Source organism: Streptomyces sp. NPDC048606 (genome assembly GCF_040650855.1).
GTDB lineage: Bacteria > Actinomycetota > Actinomycetes > Streptomycetales > Streptomycetaceae > Streptomyces.
Genome location: NZ_JBEZIB010000008.1, coordinates 235,794 through 254,123, shown reverse-complemented (window position 1 = coordinate 254,123; position 18,330 = coordinate 235,794). Strand labels below are relative to the sequence as shown.

Sequence of the window (18,330 nt, the reverse complement as noted above, 5' to 3'; positions counted from 1 at the left end):
TTCGCCCCGCTTCGTCGTGCATCCGTCATGCGCCCGTCTTCCGGCCGTCCATCGGTTTTGCGTCGGTTCGAGCCGGGAGGGCGAGTGGACGTCACCCGGCCCTGAGCCGGGGCTCATTCGGGACAACGTCGGACAGGACGTCGCAGCGTGACAGCCGTTGGCCCTATGATTTAGGTTAGGCTTACCTAAATGTGGGGGCACGGATGCAAGGAAAGCGACACCACACCCGGCAGGAGGACTGGGCCGACGAGGTGGTGGCCTGGTTCGGGTGCCAGGAAGAGACGGAACGGGCACTGCGCGAGGCGCTGCACCGTCCTCCCAGCCAGCGGGAGGAGACGGTGGCCCGCATGGCCGACGCGGTACGCGGAGCCGCCCAGGGACTGACCATCCCCGGGTGCGCCGCCGTCGCGGGCGTCGCGGAACGCACGATGCGGGAGTGGCTGGCCATGGACGCCAGCTTCGCCGCGGCGGTCCGGGCGGCCCAGGGCCTGGCCGAGGCCCACGGCCTCGACCCGCGCACGGCGCCGACGCCCGCCGCGCTCCAACTCGTCCTGAACGCCATCCGCAAGGGCGCGGCGTGGCCGGCGGCCGCGGGGCTGGCCGGCATCTCCGTACGCGGGTTCAACCGGCTGCGCTCCGAGGCGCCGTTGGTGGGCGCCCTGGTCGCGGCGGCCCAGCGGGCCCGCTCCGTCAGGTCCGCGGCCGGGCCGAGACGGACGCCGCCCGCGTCGAAGCCCCGGCGGCCCGGCTACCGGATCGTCGTCCTGGACGATCCGCTGTTCTCGCCCTGCGCGCCGCCGGGCGGCGCGGGGGACGACTCACCGACCACGGCGAGGCAGCGCTCCGAACACTACGAGGCGGCCCCCGGCCCCGAATGAGACGACCCGGGGCCCGCGTGTACACCGTCGGGCCGGAAGCGGAGCCGCGCGGCCACGGCCCGGCGGAATCAGCCCGTCGGGAGCGGGGTCACTCCTCCCACGGGGGATCCATCTCGTCCAGGTCGAAGGGCGGCTCGTCCTCGAACGGCGGCTCCGGGTGGTCCTGCGCGGCGGCGGCCCGCGGCGGTACGCCCGGCCCGCCGGCCCCGCCGGCCCCGCCGGCCCCGCCCGCCCCGCCTGCCGCCGGTCCGGCGGCGACTTCGGCGAGGGCGGCGAGCACGCCCTCCCCGTACTTGGCGAGCTTGGCCTCGCCGACACCGCCGATCGTGCCCAACTCCGCCACCGTCGCGGGCAGTCCCGTCGCGATCTCCCGCAGCGTCGCGTCGTGGAAGACCACGTACGCCGGTACGCCCTGCTCGCGCGCCGTCGCGGCCCGCCAGGCCCGCAGCGCCTCGAAGACCGGCCCGGCCGCCGCCGGCAGGTCGACCGGCACCCGCGCGCCCTTGCCCGACCGGGACCCGGAACCGGAACCGGACTCCTTGCGGGACGGGGTCGGCGTCTTCTCCTTGCGCATCGTGACGGTGCGGCGCCCCGCGAGCACCTCACCGCTCCCGTCCGTCAGGACGAGCGTCCCGTAGTCGCCCTCCACGGCCAGCAGCCGCAGCGCCAGCAGTTGGCGTACGACACCGCGCCACTCGGCGGTGCCCAGGTCCGCGCCGACGCCGAACACCGACAGCCCGTCGTGGTCGAACTGGATGACCTTGGCCGTCTTCTTGCCCTGGAGGATGTCGATGATCTGGCCGGCGCCGAACTTCTGGCGACGCTCCTTCGCCAGCCGCCACACCGTCGACAGCAGCTTCTGCGCCGCCACCGTCGCGTCCCAGGACTCGGTGGGCGTCAGGCACGTGTCGCAGTTGCCGCACCGTTCGCCCGACTGCCCGAAGTACGCCAGCAGCCGCACCCGACGGCACTCGACGGTCTCGCACAGCGCGAGCATGGCGTCCAGGTGCGCGGCCAGCCCGCGGCGGTGCGCCTCGTCCCCCTCGGAGCCCTCGATGAGCTTGCGCTGCTGCACCACGTCCTGGAGCCCGTACGCCAGCCAGGCCGTGGCCGGCTCGCCGTCGCGGCCCGCGCGACCGGTCTCCTGGTAGTAGCCCTCGACCGACTTCGGCAGGTCGAGGTGGGCGACGAAACGGACGTCCGGCTTGTCGATGCCCATGCCGAAGGCGATCGTCGCGACGACCACGACCCCGTCCTCGCGCAGGAACCGCGCCTGGTTCGCGGCGCGCGTCCGGGCGTCCATGCCCGCGTGGTAGGGCACGGCGTCGATGCCGTGCTCCACCAGGGAGGCGGCGGTCTTCTCCACCGAGGACCGCGAGAGGCAGTAGACGACGCCGGCGTCCCCGTCGTGCTCGGTGCGGATGAGGTCGAGCAGCTGCTTGAGCGGGTTGTTCTTGGCGACGATGCGGTACTGGATGTTCGGCCGGTCGAAGCTCGCGACGAAGTGCCGCGCCTCCTCCAGCCCCAGCCGCGCCGCGATCTCCGCGTGCGTGGCCTCGGTGGCCGTCGCGGTCAGCGCGATCCGCGGCACCTTCGGCCAGCGCTCGTGCAGCATCGACAGCGCGAGGTAGTCGGGCCGGAAGTCGTGGCCCCACTGGGCGACGCAGTGCGCCTCGTCGATCGCGAAGAGCGAGACCTCGCCCCGGTCCAGGAGCCGCTGGGTGCCCTCCGTGCGCAGCCGCTCGGGCGCCAGGTAGAGCAGGTCCAGCTCACCCGCGACGAACGCCTGCTCCACGGCCTGGCGCTCGTACGGGTCCTGCGTGGAATTGAGGAACCCGGCCCGCACCCCCAGCGCGGTGAGCGCGTCCACCTGGTCCTGCATCAGCGCGATCAGCGGCGAGATCACCACGCCGGTACCGGCTCTGACCAGGGCGGGGATCTGGTAGCAGAGCGACTTGCCGCCGCCGGTCGGCATGAGCACGAGGGCGTCACCGCCGCCCACGACCTGCTCGATGATCTGCTGCTGCTCACCGCGGAAGGAGTCGTAGCCGAAGACGCGGTGGAGCACCCGCAGAGCATCGGCGATCTCGGGGGACGCGTCCGAAAGGGCCATTGGAGAAGCCTAGCGCCGCCCGCCGACACCCCCGACCGGACTACCGCCCGTCCCCGGTGCTCCCCTGGCCCTCGGAGTCCCACACCAGCCGGCCCGCGCGCAGGACCCGGCTGCGCCGGACCCCCATCCGCCCCGTGCTCCGCACCAGGTAGGAGCCGTCGAGCTGCCCGTAGACCTGTCGGCGGCGCTCCTGGAAGAACGTGCCCACCTGGACGGTCCGGGCGGCCTCCTCCAGGGCCCGCTCGACCTCCTCGCGGGTCCCCTCCAGCTCCCGGACGATCTCCAGGTGACCGCCGTCGTCACCGCCGTACTCGCTCACCTTCTCGGCGGTGATGATCCACCGCGCCCGCGCCTCGTCCACCACGCCGCTCCCCCGATCGGTCCGCACCCGGCACCCGCCGGCGCCGTCCGCCGCCCGGGCGGGCGGCGCGCACGACGAGAAGGCCCCGACCTCCTCGCGGAGGCCGGGGCCTTTGATCGAGCGCTGGGCAGGCCTTGCACCTGCATCCCCCCACAGGAAGTGGGGTGCCTTTCCTTGGACCACCAACGCGTGGCCCGCTTCGTCGCTTGCGCGGGGCGGCGGGCTCAAGATCGACTATAGCGGCACCGGAGCCCCCGCCGCAAACGCGCCCGCCCGCGGCGCCGCCACTCCAACCGCACGCCATCCGAACTCCCTTGCGGATCAAGCCAATTGGTCACACGACGAGTTGGCCGAAACCTCCCCCCGCCGGGCCCGAACCCCTATCCTGCCGAGGGGGACGCGGAGCGGCGGAGACGCCACGCGCGAGGGGGCGGGCGATGGACGAGGGCAAGGGTCTGGTCATCAGCGGGATCATCGCGGCCGTGGCCACGGTCGTGGCCGCGGTCATCGTGACGTCCTGCTCCGGTTCGAACGGGAAGTCCGACGGACCGTCCATCGACCAACGGGGGGAGATCAACGTTGTCTGTGGCGACGACGCCGACTGCGGGAACGGGCTCCGCTAGGTTGTCGCGGCTCCTGTGCGCGGGGGTGGTCGCCGCCGCGCTGCTGACCGCCGGTTGCACCTCGAACGAGTACCACCAGCAGGGCGGCACCAACGTCAACTGCGGCGACACCGCGGAGTGCGGCAACAACCACGGCAACAACGCAGGGGGCCGCACCCCGGACCCGACGAAGACACCGTCGGACACCCCCTCACCCTCGCCCTCCGACTCCGATTCCGCGTCACGGACCTCCTCGCCGACCCCGACGAGGACGCGCACCGCGACGACCGGCCGGACACCCACCCGCACGCCGACCCGCGGCCCGTCGCCGACGCGCACGAAGGCCCCGACCGACCTGTCGGCGTACCCGACCGCCACCCTGTACGCGAACGGCGCCCCGCTGTTTCGGGTGGTGTGGGTGGAAACCCCGAAGAACGAGGTCGAGTTCACCGGGGTGGGGCGCACCCAGATCCGCGAACGCGGCGCCGAGGGTGTCGGCTACCACATGCGGCTGCCGTCCACCTCGACGTTCCGGGTCAACGGCAGCGGCGGCAGCCTCGACTACGCCTTCGTGGGCTCCGACAGCCGCCTCCTGCACGTCCGCAACCCGGGAACCTGCACCTCGGGCTGCGCCGCCCTGAACCCCACCCGCGACGGCACCCCGCTCCCGTACACGACGATCCTCCAGATCCCCACGGGCCGCCTGTCCACGATCCCGGCGGGCGCCCTGATGACGTACCGCCTGGACTGACCGCCCGCGGCACGGTCGTCAGGTCAGGAAGAGGGCGAGCTGTCCCTCCTCCTCATACTCCTCCGGTTCGTCGAACTGCACGGCCGTGTCGAGGCCCGCGGCCGCGTGCGCTGCCGGGTCGGCTTCGGAGGCCGGGTCGTCGAGCGGGTCCCCCGGGGCGCGGGACTCGTCCGCCTCCTGTGTGGTGTTCTCGGTGCGCGTCGGCAGGACGTACTCCTGCGCGAGGCCGGCGAGGTGCAGCGGCAGCGGATGGGCGAGTGCCTGCGGGTAGTCCGGGGGCTGACGCAGCAGGTGGGCGGCCATCGCGAGAGCCTCGGGGTCGTCGCCGTCGTCGGTGTGGCAGCCCAGAACGGCGAGCTCGACGAGCCCTGGCATCCAGGCGGGGATTCCGGTGTCGACGGTGGGTTCGCCCTTTCGCTTGCCCTGGGTGATGGGGCGCGGGGCGAGCTTGTCGGCCTGGACTGCCGAATCGCGGAACTGCACCGGCTTCGGGGTGGTGCTGTAGAAGACACGGCCCGACGGGGAATCCTGGGGGACCCAGAGGTGGGTCCCGATGCCGTTCGGCCCGTCGCCGGGGTTGATGCCCCACCACTGGGCCGTCTCCCGTCCGGCGGCCGTGCGTACGCGCACCAGCCGCAGATCGGGGTGGAGCCGCCGGGCCGGAGCCCGGCCGTCCCGGATGCGGTCGGGTTCGGTCCGACCGTCCTGCAGCCAGGTCCAGTGCGAACGGGCATTGAGGGCGTCGGCGAGCAGCATCGTCGGAGCGCTGTGCAGGGTCCTGCGGATCGTCTGCAGCCACTCCTCGGCATCGCGCCGCTGCTGCTCCCGATCCTTGTTCCAGCTCCCGCGCGGGGCCGGGGTCGTGCCCTCGTCTTCCGTGCGCGGTGCGGGCACCAGGGGGGCCACCTCGGCAAGGTGGGTGAGCCGGATCAACATCTGCGGGTACGGCACCCAGGCGCCGGCTCCGCCGTCCGCCCACGGGTCCCATCCTTCGACCCGGGCGAGGCCGCTGCCCCGGCCTTCGGGGGTGACGAGGACGGCCACGGGCACGTGCGCAGGCCAGCGGTTGCGAGAGGTGCGGTTCTTGCGGACCATCCACACGGCCGCGTACCGGAGGTCTTCGGGAAGCCCTGAACCCAGGGCGTGCTCGGGGTGGACCCTGGCACCCAGCTGCCGCAGTCCGTCGTCCCAGGCCATCTGGGCGCGATGGGCCATGTTGCCGATGGAGTTGTATCCCTTGACCTTCTGCGGGGTGGCCATGAACTGGGTCACGAAGCCGGCGTCCGCACAGCCCAGGCGCAGGGCGAACTTGGGGTCCGCGCCGCGAGCGAAGTCGTCGGCGCGGGCAAGTTCGACGAGTGCGAGGCCGGGGGCGTCGCCGGTGCGGTCGGCGGTGAGCCAGTGGGCGGTCGCCGTGCGTCGCGCGTGGACGGCCGCCGTGACCTCGTCGGGGCGGGCTTTGCCTCCCGCGCCGGGGAGGTCGAGGCCGGCGGTCAGGGCGATACCGGTCCGTTCGTTCGTGCGCACGACCGGGCGCAGGCAGCGGACGCGCACGGTGAGTTCAGGGCTGTGCCACTCGTGGACGAAGGGGTTGCCCGGGACGGCTGCCTCGTACGCGGACTCGTCGGATCCGCCCTCGTGGGAGCCGTCCGCCTCCAGGCCCAGACGCCGCCGAAGGGCGTCGAGCATGGCGTCACGCATGTCGGCGGTCTGCCACAGGAGTCTCGCCTCCAGGACCGGTCGTCCGGACGAGTCGGACGGTGCGTAGGCGGACAGCGCGTGGGCTGCCGCGCGCCGACGCTCCTGGCAGCGGCGCGCTTCCTCGTCCTCCTTGAGGTCGTGTTTCACGGTGGCCGGTGGCGCGTTGACGGGCCTCGGGCCGCCCAGTCGGGAGTTCTCCATCGGACGGGCCGCCCGCAGCTCTTCGGGCAGAGCGGCCTCCGCCCAGCCGGTCAGCTGTGAGGACTGGTGCGCCATGAAGCCCGTGGCGACCTCGTGACGGCCCATGGCGGGGCGGTGGACGATCGCCGCCCGCATGCCCCGGGTGAGCCACTGCTCGGGTTCGGCCAGGAGGGCGTCCGCGTCGGGGAAGACCTCGCCGATGGCGAGGCCGGCGAGGAGCTGGGCCGGGCCGCCGTTCACCCAGGTGTCACGGAAGGTACCGCTCTCGCGGTCACGTACGCGCTTGAGGCGGGCCACGGCGTACCGTTCACTCAGGGGCACTCCGGGCAACACGGGCACCTTCGGTCGGAGCAGGACCGTGGTGGCCGAACCCCACGGCAGTCTCAACCGCTGCCCCCCGCCCTCGACGGCGGAGCGGCGCGTGGCCCAGCGGCGGACCGTCCAGTGCAGATGGACACGGGGAAGCGGGTCGAACGGCACGGTCTGCAGGGAGATGTTGAGAACGACGGAGAACCAACCCGTGCCCTTTCCGGGCTCGGGCTCGTACGGGAGGGGCTGCGAGACCAGTTCGGCGCCCTTGTCGCGGCGACCACGGGGCATCGCCCGGAAGTGCAGGCTCCCGCCCTCGTACGGGTAGGGGCCGAGGTCCAGGATCCGGCGGGCGAGCCAGTCCGGGGTGAGCGTGAACTGGTCGGAGTCGACGGCGGCCGTGCCACCCGGGGTCTGCTTGCGGGGCAGCAGCTCTCGGGTGACGTGCTCCCATTGCGGCGGGTGTGCCCGCAGTTCCGCGCGGACGTCCTTCAGCAACGCCCGGTATTCCGGGTCCGTGGCGAGGTCGGGTCGGATGTCGCCGAGCCACCGGTCGACGAGCGTGCCGAGGATCCGGGGCGGCAGCGGGTCGGGGACGTCCTCGGCGACGTACAGCCAGCGGGCGGGCTCCGCGTCTTCCCGCCGGTGGAACGGGCGGGGCATGACCAGCACGTCGGGGGCGTAGGTCTGCAGGACCTGTTCGAGGCGGTAGGTGGGAGCGGTCCGCCAGGCGGTGTCCCCGGGGGCGCGGCCCGCGTTGCAGAGGCTCAGGACGGCGTCGCGCCACTCCTCGGGGAAGGGCAACGCCCGGTAGCCTGCGCTGCGAAAGGCATCGGCGTCGGCGGGCAGCCAGGTGGCGGTGCCGATGTGGCGGTAGTTGACGGGCATGGTCGGCTCCTTCGGAGTCGGAAGTGCGGGTCCGGGTCAGACGGACGTCGGCCGGCCGTGGTTTTCGAGGGTGCTCAAGGCGTTGTGGAACGGCTGGTAGAGGAGCCGGGCGAGCTGCGCTTCGGCGGGGTCGACGGCTGTGGAACCGGTGAAGTACGGGTTGAGGATCACGCCGAGGGCTCGCAACAGGCCGTCGGCCGGGGGCGGGGCGGCCATGGCGGCACGGGGAGAGAGCGCCTTGGCGAGGGCCGGCGCGAAGGCCGCGTCGACGAACACCACTCGGGCGGGAACGCCGCCGCGCACCAGACGGCCGATGACCTGCCACATGGTGACGAGCTGGTCCCAGGCGAAGGCTCGCTTCTCCCAGTCCGCGAGGTGCGAGTAGACGTAGCGGCGGGACAGGAGGCGGCGCCATTCCTGTCGGCCCTCGTGCCGCAGTGCCTGTCCGGCCGCTTCGAGGGAGGCCGCCTGCGTGACGAGCTCACCGAAAGTGGCCGGTCCGGTGCGCCGGTCGTCGCGGGGGACGTCACGTACGAAGCGGGTGATCCAGTCGTTGACCGCGAAGATCGACAACAACAGGTCGTCGGGGCGGGGGTGCGGGCGCACCATGAAGAGCGCGGTGCCGAAGGCCGCCTTCGCGTGACTGTTGAGGATGTTGTGGCCCCGTTCGACGGCGAGGAGCGGCGCGACCAGTACTTCCGCTGTCGGGTCGTCGGCGAACCGGGCCAGTTCCCCTCTCCGCAGGGCGGCGGCTGCCGCATCCCGTCCCCCGTCTCCGGCGAGGCCGGTGCCCTGCAGGACCTCGCCGAGGTCGGCGTCGTCGGGCACGAGCGCCTTGACCCTGCCGTGCCACCGCTCCTCGCCGTCGAGGGTGTCCGCCACGGCGTAGGCCTCGCGGTAGCTGCCGACCAACAGCAGGGCTCGGCGCCGGTCGTCGTCGGCGACCTTCGCGAGCTCCTGGTCCAGCGGGCCGGCCGATCCCGACAGCCCGGGGCGTCCCAACCTGGACGCCATCGCCCTTGCCTGGGCGAGCCGGCTCTTGGGGCGGGTACCCGACAGGCTCACCGGCCTGCCCTTGTCGTCGTACAGGAAGTGCGTGACGAACCGGGTTCGGGCCACCGCCTCCAGGGATTCCTTCGAGGGCTTCAGCACGGCGGCGACCGGTGCGAGGACATGGGAGCGGGTGGACTCCCCGGCCCAGCTGGTACCGGACATCAGGATGACGTGGGGCCCACCGCGGCCGGTCGCGGGGTCGGAGCCCAGTTCGTGCAGGCGCAGCAGGAGCTCGCGGCCCACGCCGGTGCAACGGAAGAACCGCAGGGTGCCCCCGGTGCGGCCGATCTCATCGCGGTCCTGGTCGTCGGGAAGGTACTGGAAGCCGAGCACATTGCCCATGGGGGACTCGGGAACGATCGGCGCGTAGTCGAGCGGAATTCGGCGGGCCAGTTCCTTGCCTTCGGCGTCCAGCCGGAGTGCCGCCTCGACCTGGGGCCACAGGAACGTCAGCCGGTCCAGCCGTTGGTGGAGCGCGCTCAGCAGGAGGGTGAAGCCGAGCCGGCGGCAGGTGGTGTCCCACCACTGTTCGCCGACGCCGCCGCCGGGAACACGGTTCCGGCAGGGGGTGTCGGACACCAGCTCCTCCGCTGCCTCGCGCAGCCGATCGTTGACTCGGGAGAGCGACTGGCTGTGCAGCAGGTCCTGGACGACCTTGACGAGCCGCCCGACCAGGGGAGCCGAAGGATCCGCGTCCCGGTCGCCGAAGGGATCGTCGCGGAAGGCGTCGAGGACGGAGGCGACGGCGGCTCTGCGTGGATCCGGGGCGAGGGGTTCACCGGCCTCGGGATCGGGCTCGGTGCCCACGTCGTCATAGCCCTCGTACAGGTGCGTCTCGTCCTCTTCCGCGAGCGCGACGCCGGGGGCGCCGGGGTCCTCGGTCGCGTGATCCGTACGGAACCATTCGTCGAGCAGCTTTTGTTGGAGGGTCCAGGGGCTGAAGTACTCCAGGTCGATCCACTCCTGGAGGTCCTCCTCCTCGATCAACTGGCGGCAGAGCGGGTCGACCGCGGCGGAGACGCTTCCCAATGCCTTGTTCCACAGATGGACCTGGCGATCGGTCAGGGGCAGACGTGCGTTGCGACAGAGCTCCTCGATCTTGTGGGTGTTCAGCCGGTCGAGCCAGGAGGACTCCAGTCCCGGCTGGACGAGGGTCGCGGTCGGGGCGAAGAGCTGGTCGAGGCGCATCTGCACGCTGTCGGCCTCGTCGACCACGATGATGTCGCTGCGCAGACAGGCCAGTTCGAGCTGGCGCAGGCGTTCGTCGTTGAGGTGGGCGGGTACGGGGCTCTGCACGAGGCTCGCCGGGTTCGCGACCCAGATCGGGGCGTCCACCTGTGCTCGGGCGGTGGCGTGCCTGGGGCACTCGGCCCAGACGGGGCAGCCGTGTTGGAGCCCCTGCGCGTCGTCCTCCCCCTTCCCCCTCGGACGGCGATCCTCCGGAGCGGAGGGGGAGGCGGGGTCGGCTCGTAGCGCCGCCAGGGGATCGGCCGGCAGGTGGACGTCGTCCTCCTGCGGCTGCCGCTCGGGGACGAGCCCGGTGCACGGTGCGTCCGCGTACCGCAACGGCTCCGCGTGGTCGGTCCCGCGCAGTCCGCTGATCACGCACACCGTGCTCAGCTCGTCGAAGCCGCGGTCGTCGTGATCCAGCAGGTTGTCGAGTCCCCGGGAGGCAAGACGCCGGTGCAGCCTTTGCACGTGGGTCTCCCGGGTGCTCGTTCCCAGGAGGGGCACGGCCTCCAGGCCGAGGGCGGCGAAGAGGGCGCACAGCCTGAGCTGCTCTGCGACGTCCCCGACCACGAGGGTGGTACGCAGGGGCACGGGAAGCCTGGCCGCCCAGACGGCGAGCAGCGTCATGAGAGTGCTCTTGCCGGCGCCCACCATCCCCACGAGGTGGAACAGGCCGTCCACCCGGATCGCATCGCCGTCCGTGAAACCCCGACCGTCGGAGTCACGGGGGGCGAGCCTCAACTCGGCGAGGCGGCGCCGCCAGTCTCCCGGACGCTCGACGTTCTCCGCGCTTTCGACTCCGTCCATCCAGGAGGCCGTGGCATCCAGTTCGGCGCGGGTGACGGTGAGGGCGGCGGATTGACCCGCCCGGTCGGCGGCCAGGTCGTGCCCGCGCGGTCGGTCGAAGGTGAGTTCCGCCGGGATCGTGGCCGAGGACGCCCGACGCAGCTCCCTGAACGTGCTGCGGCCGGCCGGGGCCAGTGGCAGGGGTCGGCGTACGAAGTCCGGCAGGCCGCGCAACGCGCGGTCGTAGACGTCGACGCGGCCCGGTGCGACGACCGGGAGCAGAGGGCGTGGCGGGGCCCCTTCACCGGCCGGGGGGATCTCATAGGCCCGCAGGTGTGCGGGAAGCAGACGGTAGGCCTCGGTCGCCTGGCGCCACGCGTGGCCGCGACGCAGGGGCCACAGCAGGTGGCGGGCGGCGGTGAGCATGACGCTCGCGCCGGGTCCGTCCGCGAGTCCCGAGGCACGGGCGAAGGGGTATCCGCCGAACAGGGTGTAGGCGCCGTCCGCCGGCCGGCTCGCATCGAGCCGTTCCAGTAGTCGCAGGCCCAGTTCGACCTGGCACAAGTGGCCGGCGGTGAAGCCCTTGGGAACTCCGGGCTGTGCCAGGAGGGCCGGCTTGACCAGTTTGCTCACCGGGTGGTGCCATCCGCTCTGGTCACGCACGGCCGTTCTCCTTCGGGGTCGTACGGGAACGCAGTGCGCGCAGCCTGCGGGCCGCACGTCGGGTGAGGTCCACGTCGGTGAGCAGGTCGGGAGCGTTCGGCGTATCGGCGCAGGCCTTCGCGAACACCTCCGGATAGTCGGGGCGCGCGTCGACGCGGTGCCGGGGCACGACCCAGAAGGCTTCGTCGTAGGGCGGTGTCGGCGGGACCGGCGCCGCCGCCCTGCCCAGGAAGTAGGGGCTGGCCCAGTCCTTGACGTCGACGGCCCAGCGCAGACCGTCGGGGAAGGTGACGAGGAGGTCGTAGGCATCGAAGCCCGGCCACATCACCACTTCCAGGCCCAAGTCCCGAAGTTCCTTCTCCAGGTCGGCTTCCGCCCGGCCGGGGCCGGTGACGAACTGTCTCAGGGCTCGCTCCAGTTGGAGGACGGTGCCGGCCTCCTCTGCGTCCAGCGTCCGTCCGACCGGCGGCCGCCCGGTCTTGCGGCAGCGGTCGCGTTCACACCACCATTCGGTGCCGCCGAGCGGACTCAGCAGTGTCAGGCAGCGCCCGCACTCGGCGTACGCCCCGTCCCTCAGGTAGGACTGGGGAACGGGCTGGTAGATGAGGCGGATCAGCTCGTGGACGGGTTCGAGGAGCATGTCTCCGAGCACCTCCCACATCTCGTCCGCCGTGAGGACGGGACGCCGTACCAGCAGCCCTCGGAAGGAGCTGTAGGCGTCCTCCTCGCCGTGCCCGCGACAAAGGGTCAGCGCGGCGTGCACGATCTGCCGGTCCCGGTGGACGAGGGCCGGATCGGCTCCGCGTTCGGCCCACTCGTGGCACAGCTCCGTGGGCCTTCCGGAGCGCGGATCGAGGAGGAGGTCACCGGGGCCGACCGTCCCCTCCGGCAGGCGCAGGGGCCAGTCCTCCAGTGCGATCTCCTGGCAACGCGCCACCAGCTCCCCGAGGGAGGCCGGGGGACGCTCACCGGCCAGCAGGCAGGCGACGGCCGTGCGGTCGAGGGCGTGTTGCGCGACCGCGGGATAGGGCAGAGTGAATCGGTCCAATCCGGACGCGCGTTCCAGCACGCACAGGGCCTGGGCCAGGGTCCGCAGCAACGGCACCCCCTGATGCGCCGACCAGGAATCGATCCCGGCCGCCCTCACGGCCGGGGGGGTCGCACCGCTCACCGTGCCGCCCCCTCGGTCCGGCGCGCACGTCCGGTGGCGCACCACCTGCGCGCCTCGCACTGCCCGCAGTCGTACCCGGTGCGCGGCACCTCGGGGTACTCGACGGCAGCCGCCCAGGAGGCCGCGAGCCCTCGTACGACACCGCGGGCCTGCTCCACCGTGGCCGGGTCGAACGGGTCCAGCTCCTCCTCGGCAGAGCCGTCCACGCGGAGCGTCTCCAGCTCGACGCGCGAGCGCCGCGGATCGCCGGTCAGCACGCCGGACGCCACGAACAGCACTGCCAGGGCGAGTTGGGGGTGGTACTCCATCAGTTCGACGTTGGCTCCGTACCGACGGGCACCGGTCTTGGTCTCGCGGACCACCACTGCGCCCCTTTCCGTGTAGACGAGGTCACAATCGGCCAGGACCACGACATCGGCCTCCGGGTCGTACACGGTGACGCGGTGCTGCGGCAGACAGAGGTCCTGAGCCCCGATCCTGTCGAAGGGGCACCGGGCGCGGTGCCGTTCGAGCATGGCGAGCGCGGGAGCGAGTTCCCCGGCGGCCAGCCCCGGAAGGGAACGGGGCAGCGAGATGTGCCGGCACGGCACCCGTCGAGGGTCCGCATGGCGGGTGTTGAGCCAGGCGTCCACCGCCCTGCCACGCCGGATGGCCTCGCTCTCCGCCTTGAGCTCGCGCAGCCTCAACACCCTGGTCAGGTGGTAGCGGGACGGGCAGTCCCGGTAGGCCCGCAGGTCCGAGATGGAGACCGTACGACGCTTGCGGCCCGGTGAGCGTTCGGGGACGCCGAGCAGGCCGGGAACGCGCTTCACCGAGGGGCAGGAGGACAGGGCTTTGCAGTCCACACAGTCCTGCCCCGGGCGGCGTGCGGTACCCGAGGTCGCCGGTGCGACCCGAGGGGCGGCATGGCGGTCGAACATGTCCCGCGCTTCCCGGCTCGTCCAGTCCGCGGCGACCCCGTCCTCCTCGGCGCGCAGGACGGAGATCCGGCCGTCACCGAGTCCGACGCCGACGATCCGCACCCGGTCCGGAGCGGGCCCACCCGGGTGCAGCGCGGTCCGTTCGGCCTTGTATCGCCCCGTGTCGGACGGGACCCCGTGGGCCAGCGCGCCCGCCGCCGCGGCGAGCTCGGACAGCGGGCGGGTCGGCGTCAGGGCGCCGAGCTGCGGGAGCCAGAGTTCCCGCACGGAGCCGTCGGGGGTGGCGTACTGCCTTCCCCACACTTCGAGTTCGTACTTCCTGACCCCCGGCACGTCGCCCGGTTTGGCAGCCACCCAGCGGTCCTCGACGGGGACCGTACGGGGCAGTCCTTCGGATTCCCCGTCCCGGAGGAATCGTTCACGGGCGACCAGGAAACCGGCCGCGGCTTCCCGCCCCCAGGCGAGGTGGGCGGGGGTGACGGTCGCACCGCCTCGGGCGCCCTGCGGCCTGTCGGGGAACTCCACCGCATCCACCAGGACTTCCCACGCGGCGAACGAGAACTCCACCACGGGCGACGTACGCCACCCGTCGGTGGCGGACTGAACCCTCGGGCGTGCCTTCAGCGCCCACTTGAGGGGACACGCCCCGTCCTCCTGCCGGAGGACGGGAAGCCCGACCCGGACCAACGCACTGTCCCCGTTCACGCCGGGCGGTTTCTGCCAGATCGGCACAGCGGACTCCTCGAACTCCGTACTGTCGGACACGAGAAGAGTCTTGCATGCTGTGAACACAGTCAAGTGCACTTTTCATGAAGTCGATCGCCACACACCTATACTCTTGGCTCCGAACAGGCGCACCGCACGCGTGCGCCACCGCACAGGCACCGAGGAGGAAACGTGCGGTCGAAGGACGTACCGGCGGGCGAATCGCCATGGCTGCTGGACGACAGGTTCGAGATCTCCGGAGCGCCCAGCGGCGGCGGGATGGGCGTGGTCTACCGCGCCGTGGATCTGCAGAACTCTGCCGTGGTGGCGGTGAAGTTCCTCGCGCCGAGCGGGCTGAACGAGGCGGGCGTGTCGATCCGGCGGAAGCACACCCCCGGGGACCTCCGGCGTTTCTGCCGGGAGTGCGACATGCATCTGCGCCTGGGCGGCCAGGGCGTGCCCGCACACATCGACCAGAGGACGACCGGCCCCCGCCCCTATCTCGTCACCGAGTTCATCGAAGGCGTGGACCTCAACCGGTTCCTGAGGACCAACCGTCCCTCGTTCACGGCCGCTGTCTCCGTACTGCACCAACTCGTGCGGATTCTCGGCAGGGTGCACGCGTGCGATGTCGTGCACCGCGACGTGAAACCGCTGAACATCCGGCTCGCGGAGAACGGCGAGATCTTCCTGGTCGACTTCGGTATCGCCCTTCCTCTCACCCCGGGCGTGACCCGGCACACCGACGGCGGCCGTACGCCCGGAAGTTCCGGCTACAAGGCACCCGAGATCATCCAGGGCGAGCGGAACCCCGGCCCTGCGGCCGACATCTACGGAGCGGCGTGCACGTTCTTCCAACTGGTCACCGGTCGGCTGGTGTTCGAGAGCAACGGTGCCGAGTACCCCCTGGAACGGCAGCACTGCGAAGAGACCGCCCCCCGACTGTCCGATCTCGTGCCCGAAGGCGTCCCCCCGGAGGTGGACGCTCTCGTCGCCCGGATGCTCGCCAAGGACCCGGCGGAGCGGCCGGACGCGCAGGAGGTGGCGGAGGTCGTCGCCCCCGGTCTGCCCCGCGTCGGGGACCTGCCGCCGGCCCCGCTCCTGTCGCCCGACCCCACCCTGCCCTTCCGGGAAGGAGGTGGAATCGCCGCCGCCTCGCTTCCCGCCGTGGCGTCGTTCCGCGCTTCGGCCCGGCCGACCGTGCGGAGGCGGGCACCGGGACCACTGACCCGTACCGAACTGCGGACGACCCGAATCGCGGCTGCGGAGGAGGTGCGCAGGGGCGACCCCGGGGAGCGCACCCGCCATCTCGCGACCCTCCTCGCCCAGGCCGCACGCAAGTGGAACGAGGACGACCACGAGGTTCTGGCGGCTGTGTTGACCTGCGCGGACGGCGCCCGCATCGTCGGTGACACGATGACGGCCGGCTCTCGCTACCGGGCGGTCGAACGACTCACCTCGGCCGTCACCGCGGAGTCCCATCTGTTCTCGACCGCCTTGGCCGCGCGCCTCGGGGCTGCGGAATGCCGGATCTCCGAGGACGGCTCGGGGCACACGGTGCTCGCCACCTGGGTGGAAGTGTGCCGAGCCGTCGTGGTGATGGGTCGTGCCGCCCCCATGGACTTGGTCGAGCGCTGCCTGGAGCTCGGCACGGACCTCGTCGAGACGGGGCACGCGGACGCGGACACGGTCACCCGCTGGGCGCGCGCGCTCGGTGGACACTGAGACTCCGGCCGGGGCTCCGCTCGCGTCCACGCCGGAATGGCTCAGGACAGACTCAAGCCCCCACGGGCCAGCAGCCCGGCGAGCGCCCCGCTCAACTGCCTGCCCACCGCGCTCAGCTCGGCGATGCCCTTCTCGAAGGAGTCCAGTTGACGATGGACATCGCCGAGCACTCGCTGCTCCTCGAGCGGCAGCCGCAGCACCCTGAGCCGCCGTACGTCGACGCGCGAGGAAACCGAGGCGTGGGTACCCGCCTGCCGTGCGTTCGCCGGCACCCGAAGACAGGCGGCGAGGAAGAAGGGGTTCAGCAGGTCCGGCACGCCCCTCAGGCGGTACAGGTGGGGACCGAGGGCACGGGGGGCGTCCGTTTCCACCCAGGCGTCGAACCCGAAAGGGGTGACGACGACGACCACGTCCCCGGACGCGGTGAGTACGGCTCTGGACTCGCCCTCCAGCCGGTGAGCGGTGTCGGCGTCCAGCCACTCCTGATCCTTCACGCCGTCCGCGGCGGGGTGGGGGGCGCAGAGAAGTTCCACGGCGTTGTCCGCCGGGGGACGTCCTCGCTGCACTTCGTCCGCCGGTGGAGCGACACCGGGGGTGATCACCACCGCCTTGCTGCGTTCCAGCTCCGCCACGGTCACCGACGGCGGTTCCTGTGTCATCCCGTTCCCCGTGAGCGGCCGCAGCGCGGCTCCCGCGTCCCCCAACCGCAACGTCGCCCCGTCGAACCGCGTCCACATGCGCCGCAGGTCGACGGCCGAGACCACGGGCTCGGTACGGACCTGCCGGGCCGGTGTCAGGTCGGTCTCGTCGCCGAGCAGATCGACCACCGGGACCCGGGCTGTCCGCTCGCCGTCGATCCCGGCGAGCACGGCCGCACACCGCTCCCGGACAACCTCCCAGTCGATCACCGCCGCCCGACCACCAGTCGACGTGGTGCGGCAATCCGCCGCGTCCACGAAGACGACCGGCAGGTCCCCGGCCCGGGCCCGGGGAGCCGACAAGAGCCAAAGGTGCAGGCCCACGCCGTAGGGCGAGGCCGCTCCGGCGGGGAGTGCGACGACGCCCCGCACGGCACCGGCCCTCAGCAGCGCGGCCCGGATGCGACGTCCCGCGCGGCGTGAAGCGACCGCCGGCGGCAGCAACACGACGGCCACGCCTCCTTCGCCGAGCACGGAGAGGATGTGCTGGACCCAAGCCAGTTCGGGTTCGGTGCGTGGCGGCTGCCCGTACTGCCACCGCTGATCGGTGGCGAGCTCGCTGTGTCCCCACTCCCGCTCGTTCGACGGCGGGTTGCAGAGCACGACGTCAGCAGGCGTCCTCAGGCGGGGAGGACATCTGAGGGTGTCCGCCGGTACGACCTCGCTGCCCGGCCGACGCAGTTCCAGGGCGAGGCGAGCCCGCGCGAGGGCGCCGAGAACGGGATCGGTCTCGACGCCGGTGAGCAGCAGCCCCGACCGGGAACCCCAACGGCGCGCGGCAGCCGAGAGCAGGCCGCCCGACCCGCACGCCGGATCCACCACATGCCTCGTCTCGGCACCCTCACGCAACTCTGCGGCGATCGCCGCCATGGTGTCGGCGAGGCTCGGCGGAGTGACGACGAGCTGCCTCACGTGGGTGGAGAGCCAGCGCTCCAGCAGCTCTCCGAAGCCGGCGGACGAGTCGTCCCGGGAGGCCAGGCGCAACGCCTCCTGCACCAGCGCGCGTTCCCCCTCCGTCAGACCGGCGAGGTCCACCGCCTCGGGGCCTTCCACTCCGGCGAGGTGCTCACCGACCGCTGCCACGACCAAGCCCATGCGGTCCTTGTCCCCGAGGTCCTCGATCCTGGGCCAGAGACGCTCCCAGCCGGCGGATGACTCGTCGACCTTGCCCTTGCGGATGAGCCACGCCTCCACGTCGTCCAAGGAGAACTGTGGGCTCGCGTCGGTCCCCCCCACGGCGGGCGGGAAGTCGTCCTGTCTGCGCCGCCAGTTGCTGACCGCGGCCCGCCCCACACCCGCGAGCCGTGCGATTCCGGCCAAGGTCAACGTCACCGGTTCGTCGTGCTCGGCCATGAAGTCTTCCTCGAAGATCGGATTCTGCAGTGGTGGGGGCGCCGCGCCCAGAGTATTACCTCCCCGACGACGGCCGACAGCACCCCTCAATCGCACGCTTTGACTCTGCTCACATACCCATCGCCAACCGGATCCGGCCAAGGCGACACCGGGCTGTAGTGGTGTCCACGTGTGGAGGTGCGGATGACCGCTGACGCCTCAGCGCGATGACGTGCCGAGGCG

11 protein-coding genes are annotated in these 18,330 nt (G+C 72.1%); 4 read left to right on the top strand and 7 right to left on the bottom strand.

What is annotated here, in order from left to right; translation table 11 throughout:
* The first annotated feature begins 203 nt into the window (after positions 1-203).
* Positions 204-878, top strand: a complete 675-nt coding sequence (locus tag AB0D01_RS11775) for a hypothetical protein (protein WP_363054949.1) — start codon at positions 204-206, stop codon at positions 876-878.
* An 88-nt stretch (positions 879-966) separates the two neighbouring features.
* Here the strand turns inward: AB0D01_RS11775 and recQ are convergent, their stop codons facing one another.
* Both recQ and AB0D01_RS11765 read right to left on the bottom strand, forming a co-directional pair.
* On the bottom strand, positions 967-2,991 hold the full coding sequence (recQ, locus tag AB0D01_RS11770) for a DNA helicase RecQ (protein ID WP_363054948.1): 2,025 nt from the start codon (positions 2,989-2,991) through the stop codon (positions 967-969).
* Positions 2,992-3,031: 40 nt separating this feature from the next.
* The gene (locus AB0D01_RS11765; protein ID WP_363054947.1) at positions 3,032-3,352 is read right to left on the bottom strand and encodes a hypothetical protein; all 321 of its coding nucleotides are present in this window, start codon (positions 3,350-3,352) and stop codon (positions 3,032-3,034) included.
* A 437-nt stretch (positions 3,353-3,789) separates the two neighbouring features.
* On the opposite strand from AB0D01_RS11765, the gene AB0D01_RS11760 reads away from it, so the two are divergent.
* Positions 3,790-3,975 carry a hypothetical protein gene (locus AB0D01_RS11760; protein ID WP_363054946.1) on the top strand — a complete coding sequence of 62 codons (186 nt, stop codon included), beginning with the start codon at positions 3,790-3,792 and terminating at the stop codon, positions 3,973-3,975.
* Position 3,976: 1 nt separating this feature from the next.
* Positions 3,977-4,705 (top strand): hypothetical protein, encoded by a 729-nt coding sequence (locus AB0D01_RS11755; RefSeq protein WP_363054945.1) that lies wholly within the window; start codon positions 3,977-3,979, stop codon positions 4,703-4,705.
* A gap of 18 nt (positions 4,706-4,723) precedes the next feature.
* Here the strand turns inward: AB0D01_RS11755 and AB0D01_RS11750 are convergent, their stop codons facing one another.
* From AB0D01_RS11750 to AB0D01_RS11735, 4 genes are read right to left on the bottom strand one after another with little or no spacing between them, the layout of a single operon-like run.
* Positions 4,724-7,804, bottom strand: coding sequence for a DUF3962 domain-containing protein (locus AB0D01_RS11750; protein ID WP_363054944.1), 3,081 nt, complete (start codon positions 7,802-7,804; stop codon positions 4,724-4,726).
* 36 nt (positions 7,805-7,840) lie between these two features.
* Positions 7,841-11,536 carry a hypothetical protein gene (locus AB0D01_RS11745; protein WP_363054943.1) on the bottom strand — a complete coding sequence of 1,232 codons (3,696 nt, stop codon included), beginning with the start codon at positions 11,534-11,536 and terminating at the stop codon, positions 7,841-7,843.
* Positions 11,529-12,707, bottom strand: a complete 1,179-nt coding sequence (locus tag AB0D01_RS11740) for a hypothetical protein (RefSeq protein WP_363054942.1) — start codon at positions 12,705-12,707, stop codon at positions 11,529-11,531. The genes AB0D01_RS11745 and AB0D01_RS11740 overlap by 8 nt, the downstream gene beginning before the upstream one ends.
* Positions 12,704-14,392: a PD-(D/E)XK nuclease family protein gene (locus AB0D01_RS11735; RefSeq protein ID WP_363054941.1), complete on the bottom strand. Its 1,689-nt coding sequence runs from the start codon at positions 14,390-14,392 to the stop codon at positions 12,704-12,706. The genes AB0D01_RS11740 and AB0D01_RS11735 overlap by 4 nt, the downstream gene beginning before the upstream one ends.
* 132 nt (positions 14,393-14,524) lie before the next feature.
* Here AB0D01_RS11735 and AB0D01_RS11730 point away from each other — a divergent pair, with 132 nt between their 5' ends.
* On the top strand, positions 14,525-16,057 hold the full coding sequence (locus AB0D01_RS11730) for a serine/threonine-protein kinase (RefSeq protein WP_363054940.1): 1,533 nt from the start codon (positions 14,525-14,527) through the stop codon (positions 16,055-16,057).
* 41 nt (positions 16,058-16,098) lie between these two features.
* On the opposite strand, the gene AB0D01_RS11725 is transcribed toward AB0D01_RS11730, so the two are convergent.
* On the bottom strand, positions 16,099-18,108 hold the full coding sequence (locus tag AB0D01_RS11725) for an N-6 DNA methylase (RefSeq protein WP_363054939.1): 2,010 nt from the start codon (positions 18,106-18,108) through the stop codon (positions 16,099-16,101).
* Positions 18,109-18,330 lie beyond the last annotated feature (222 nt).

Bases quoted from the DNA above. Each gene is read 5' to 3' on its own strand.
- AB0D01_RS11775 (WP_363054949.1), top strand. From the start codon at position 204: ATGCAAGGAAAGCGACACCACACCCGGCAGGAGGACTGGGCCGACGAG.
- recQ (WP_363054948.1), bottom strand. From the start codon at position 2,991: ATGGCCCTTTCGGACGCGTCCCCCGAGATCGCCGATGCTCTGCGGGTG.
- AB0D01_RS11760 (WP_363054946.1), top strand. From the start codon at position 3,790: ATGGACGAGGGCAAGGGTCTGGTCATCAGCGGGATCATCGCGGCCGTG.
- AB0D01_RS11750 (WP_363054944.1), bottom strand. From the start codon at position 7,804: ATGCCCGTCAACTACCGCCACATCGGCACCGCCACCTGGCTGCCCGCC.
- AB0D01_RS11725 (WP_363054939.1), bottom strand. From the start codon at position 18,108: ATGGCCGAGCACGACGAACCGGTGACGTTGACCTTGGCCGGAATCGCA.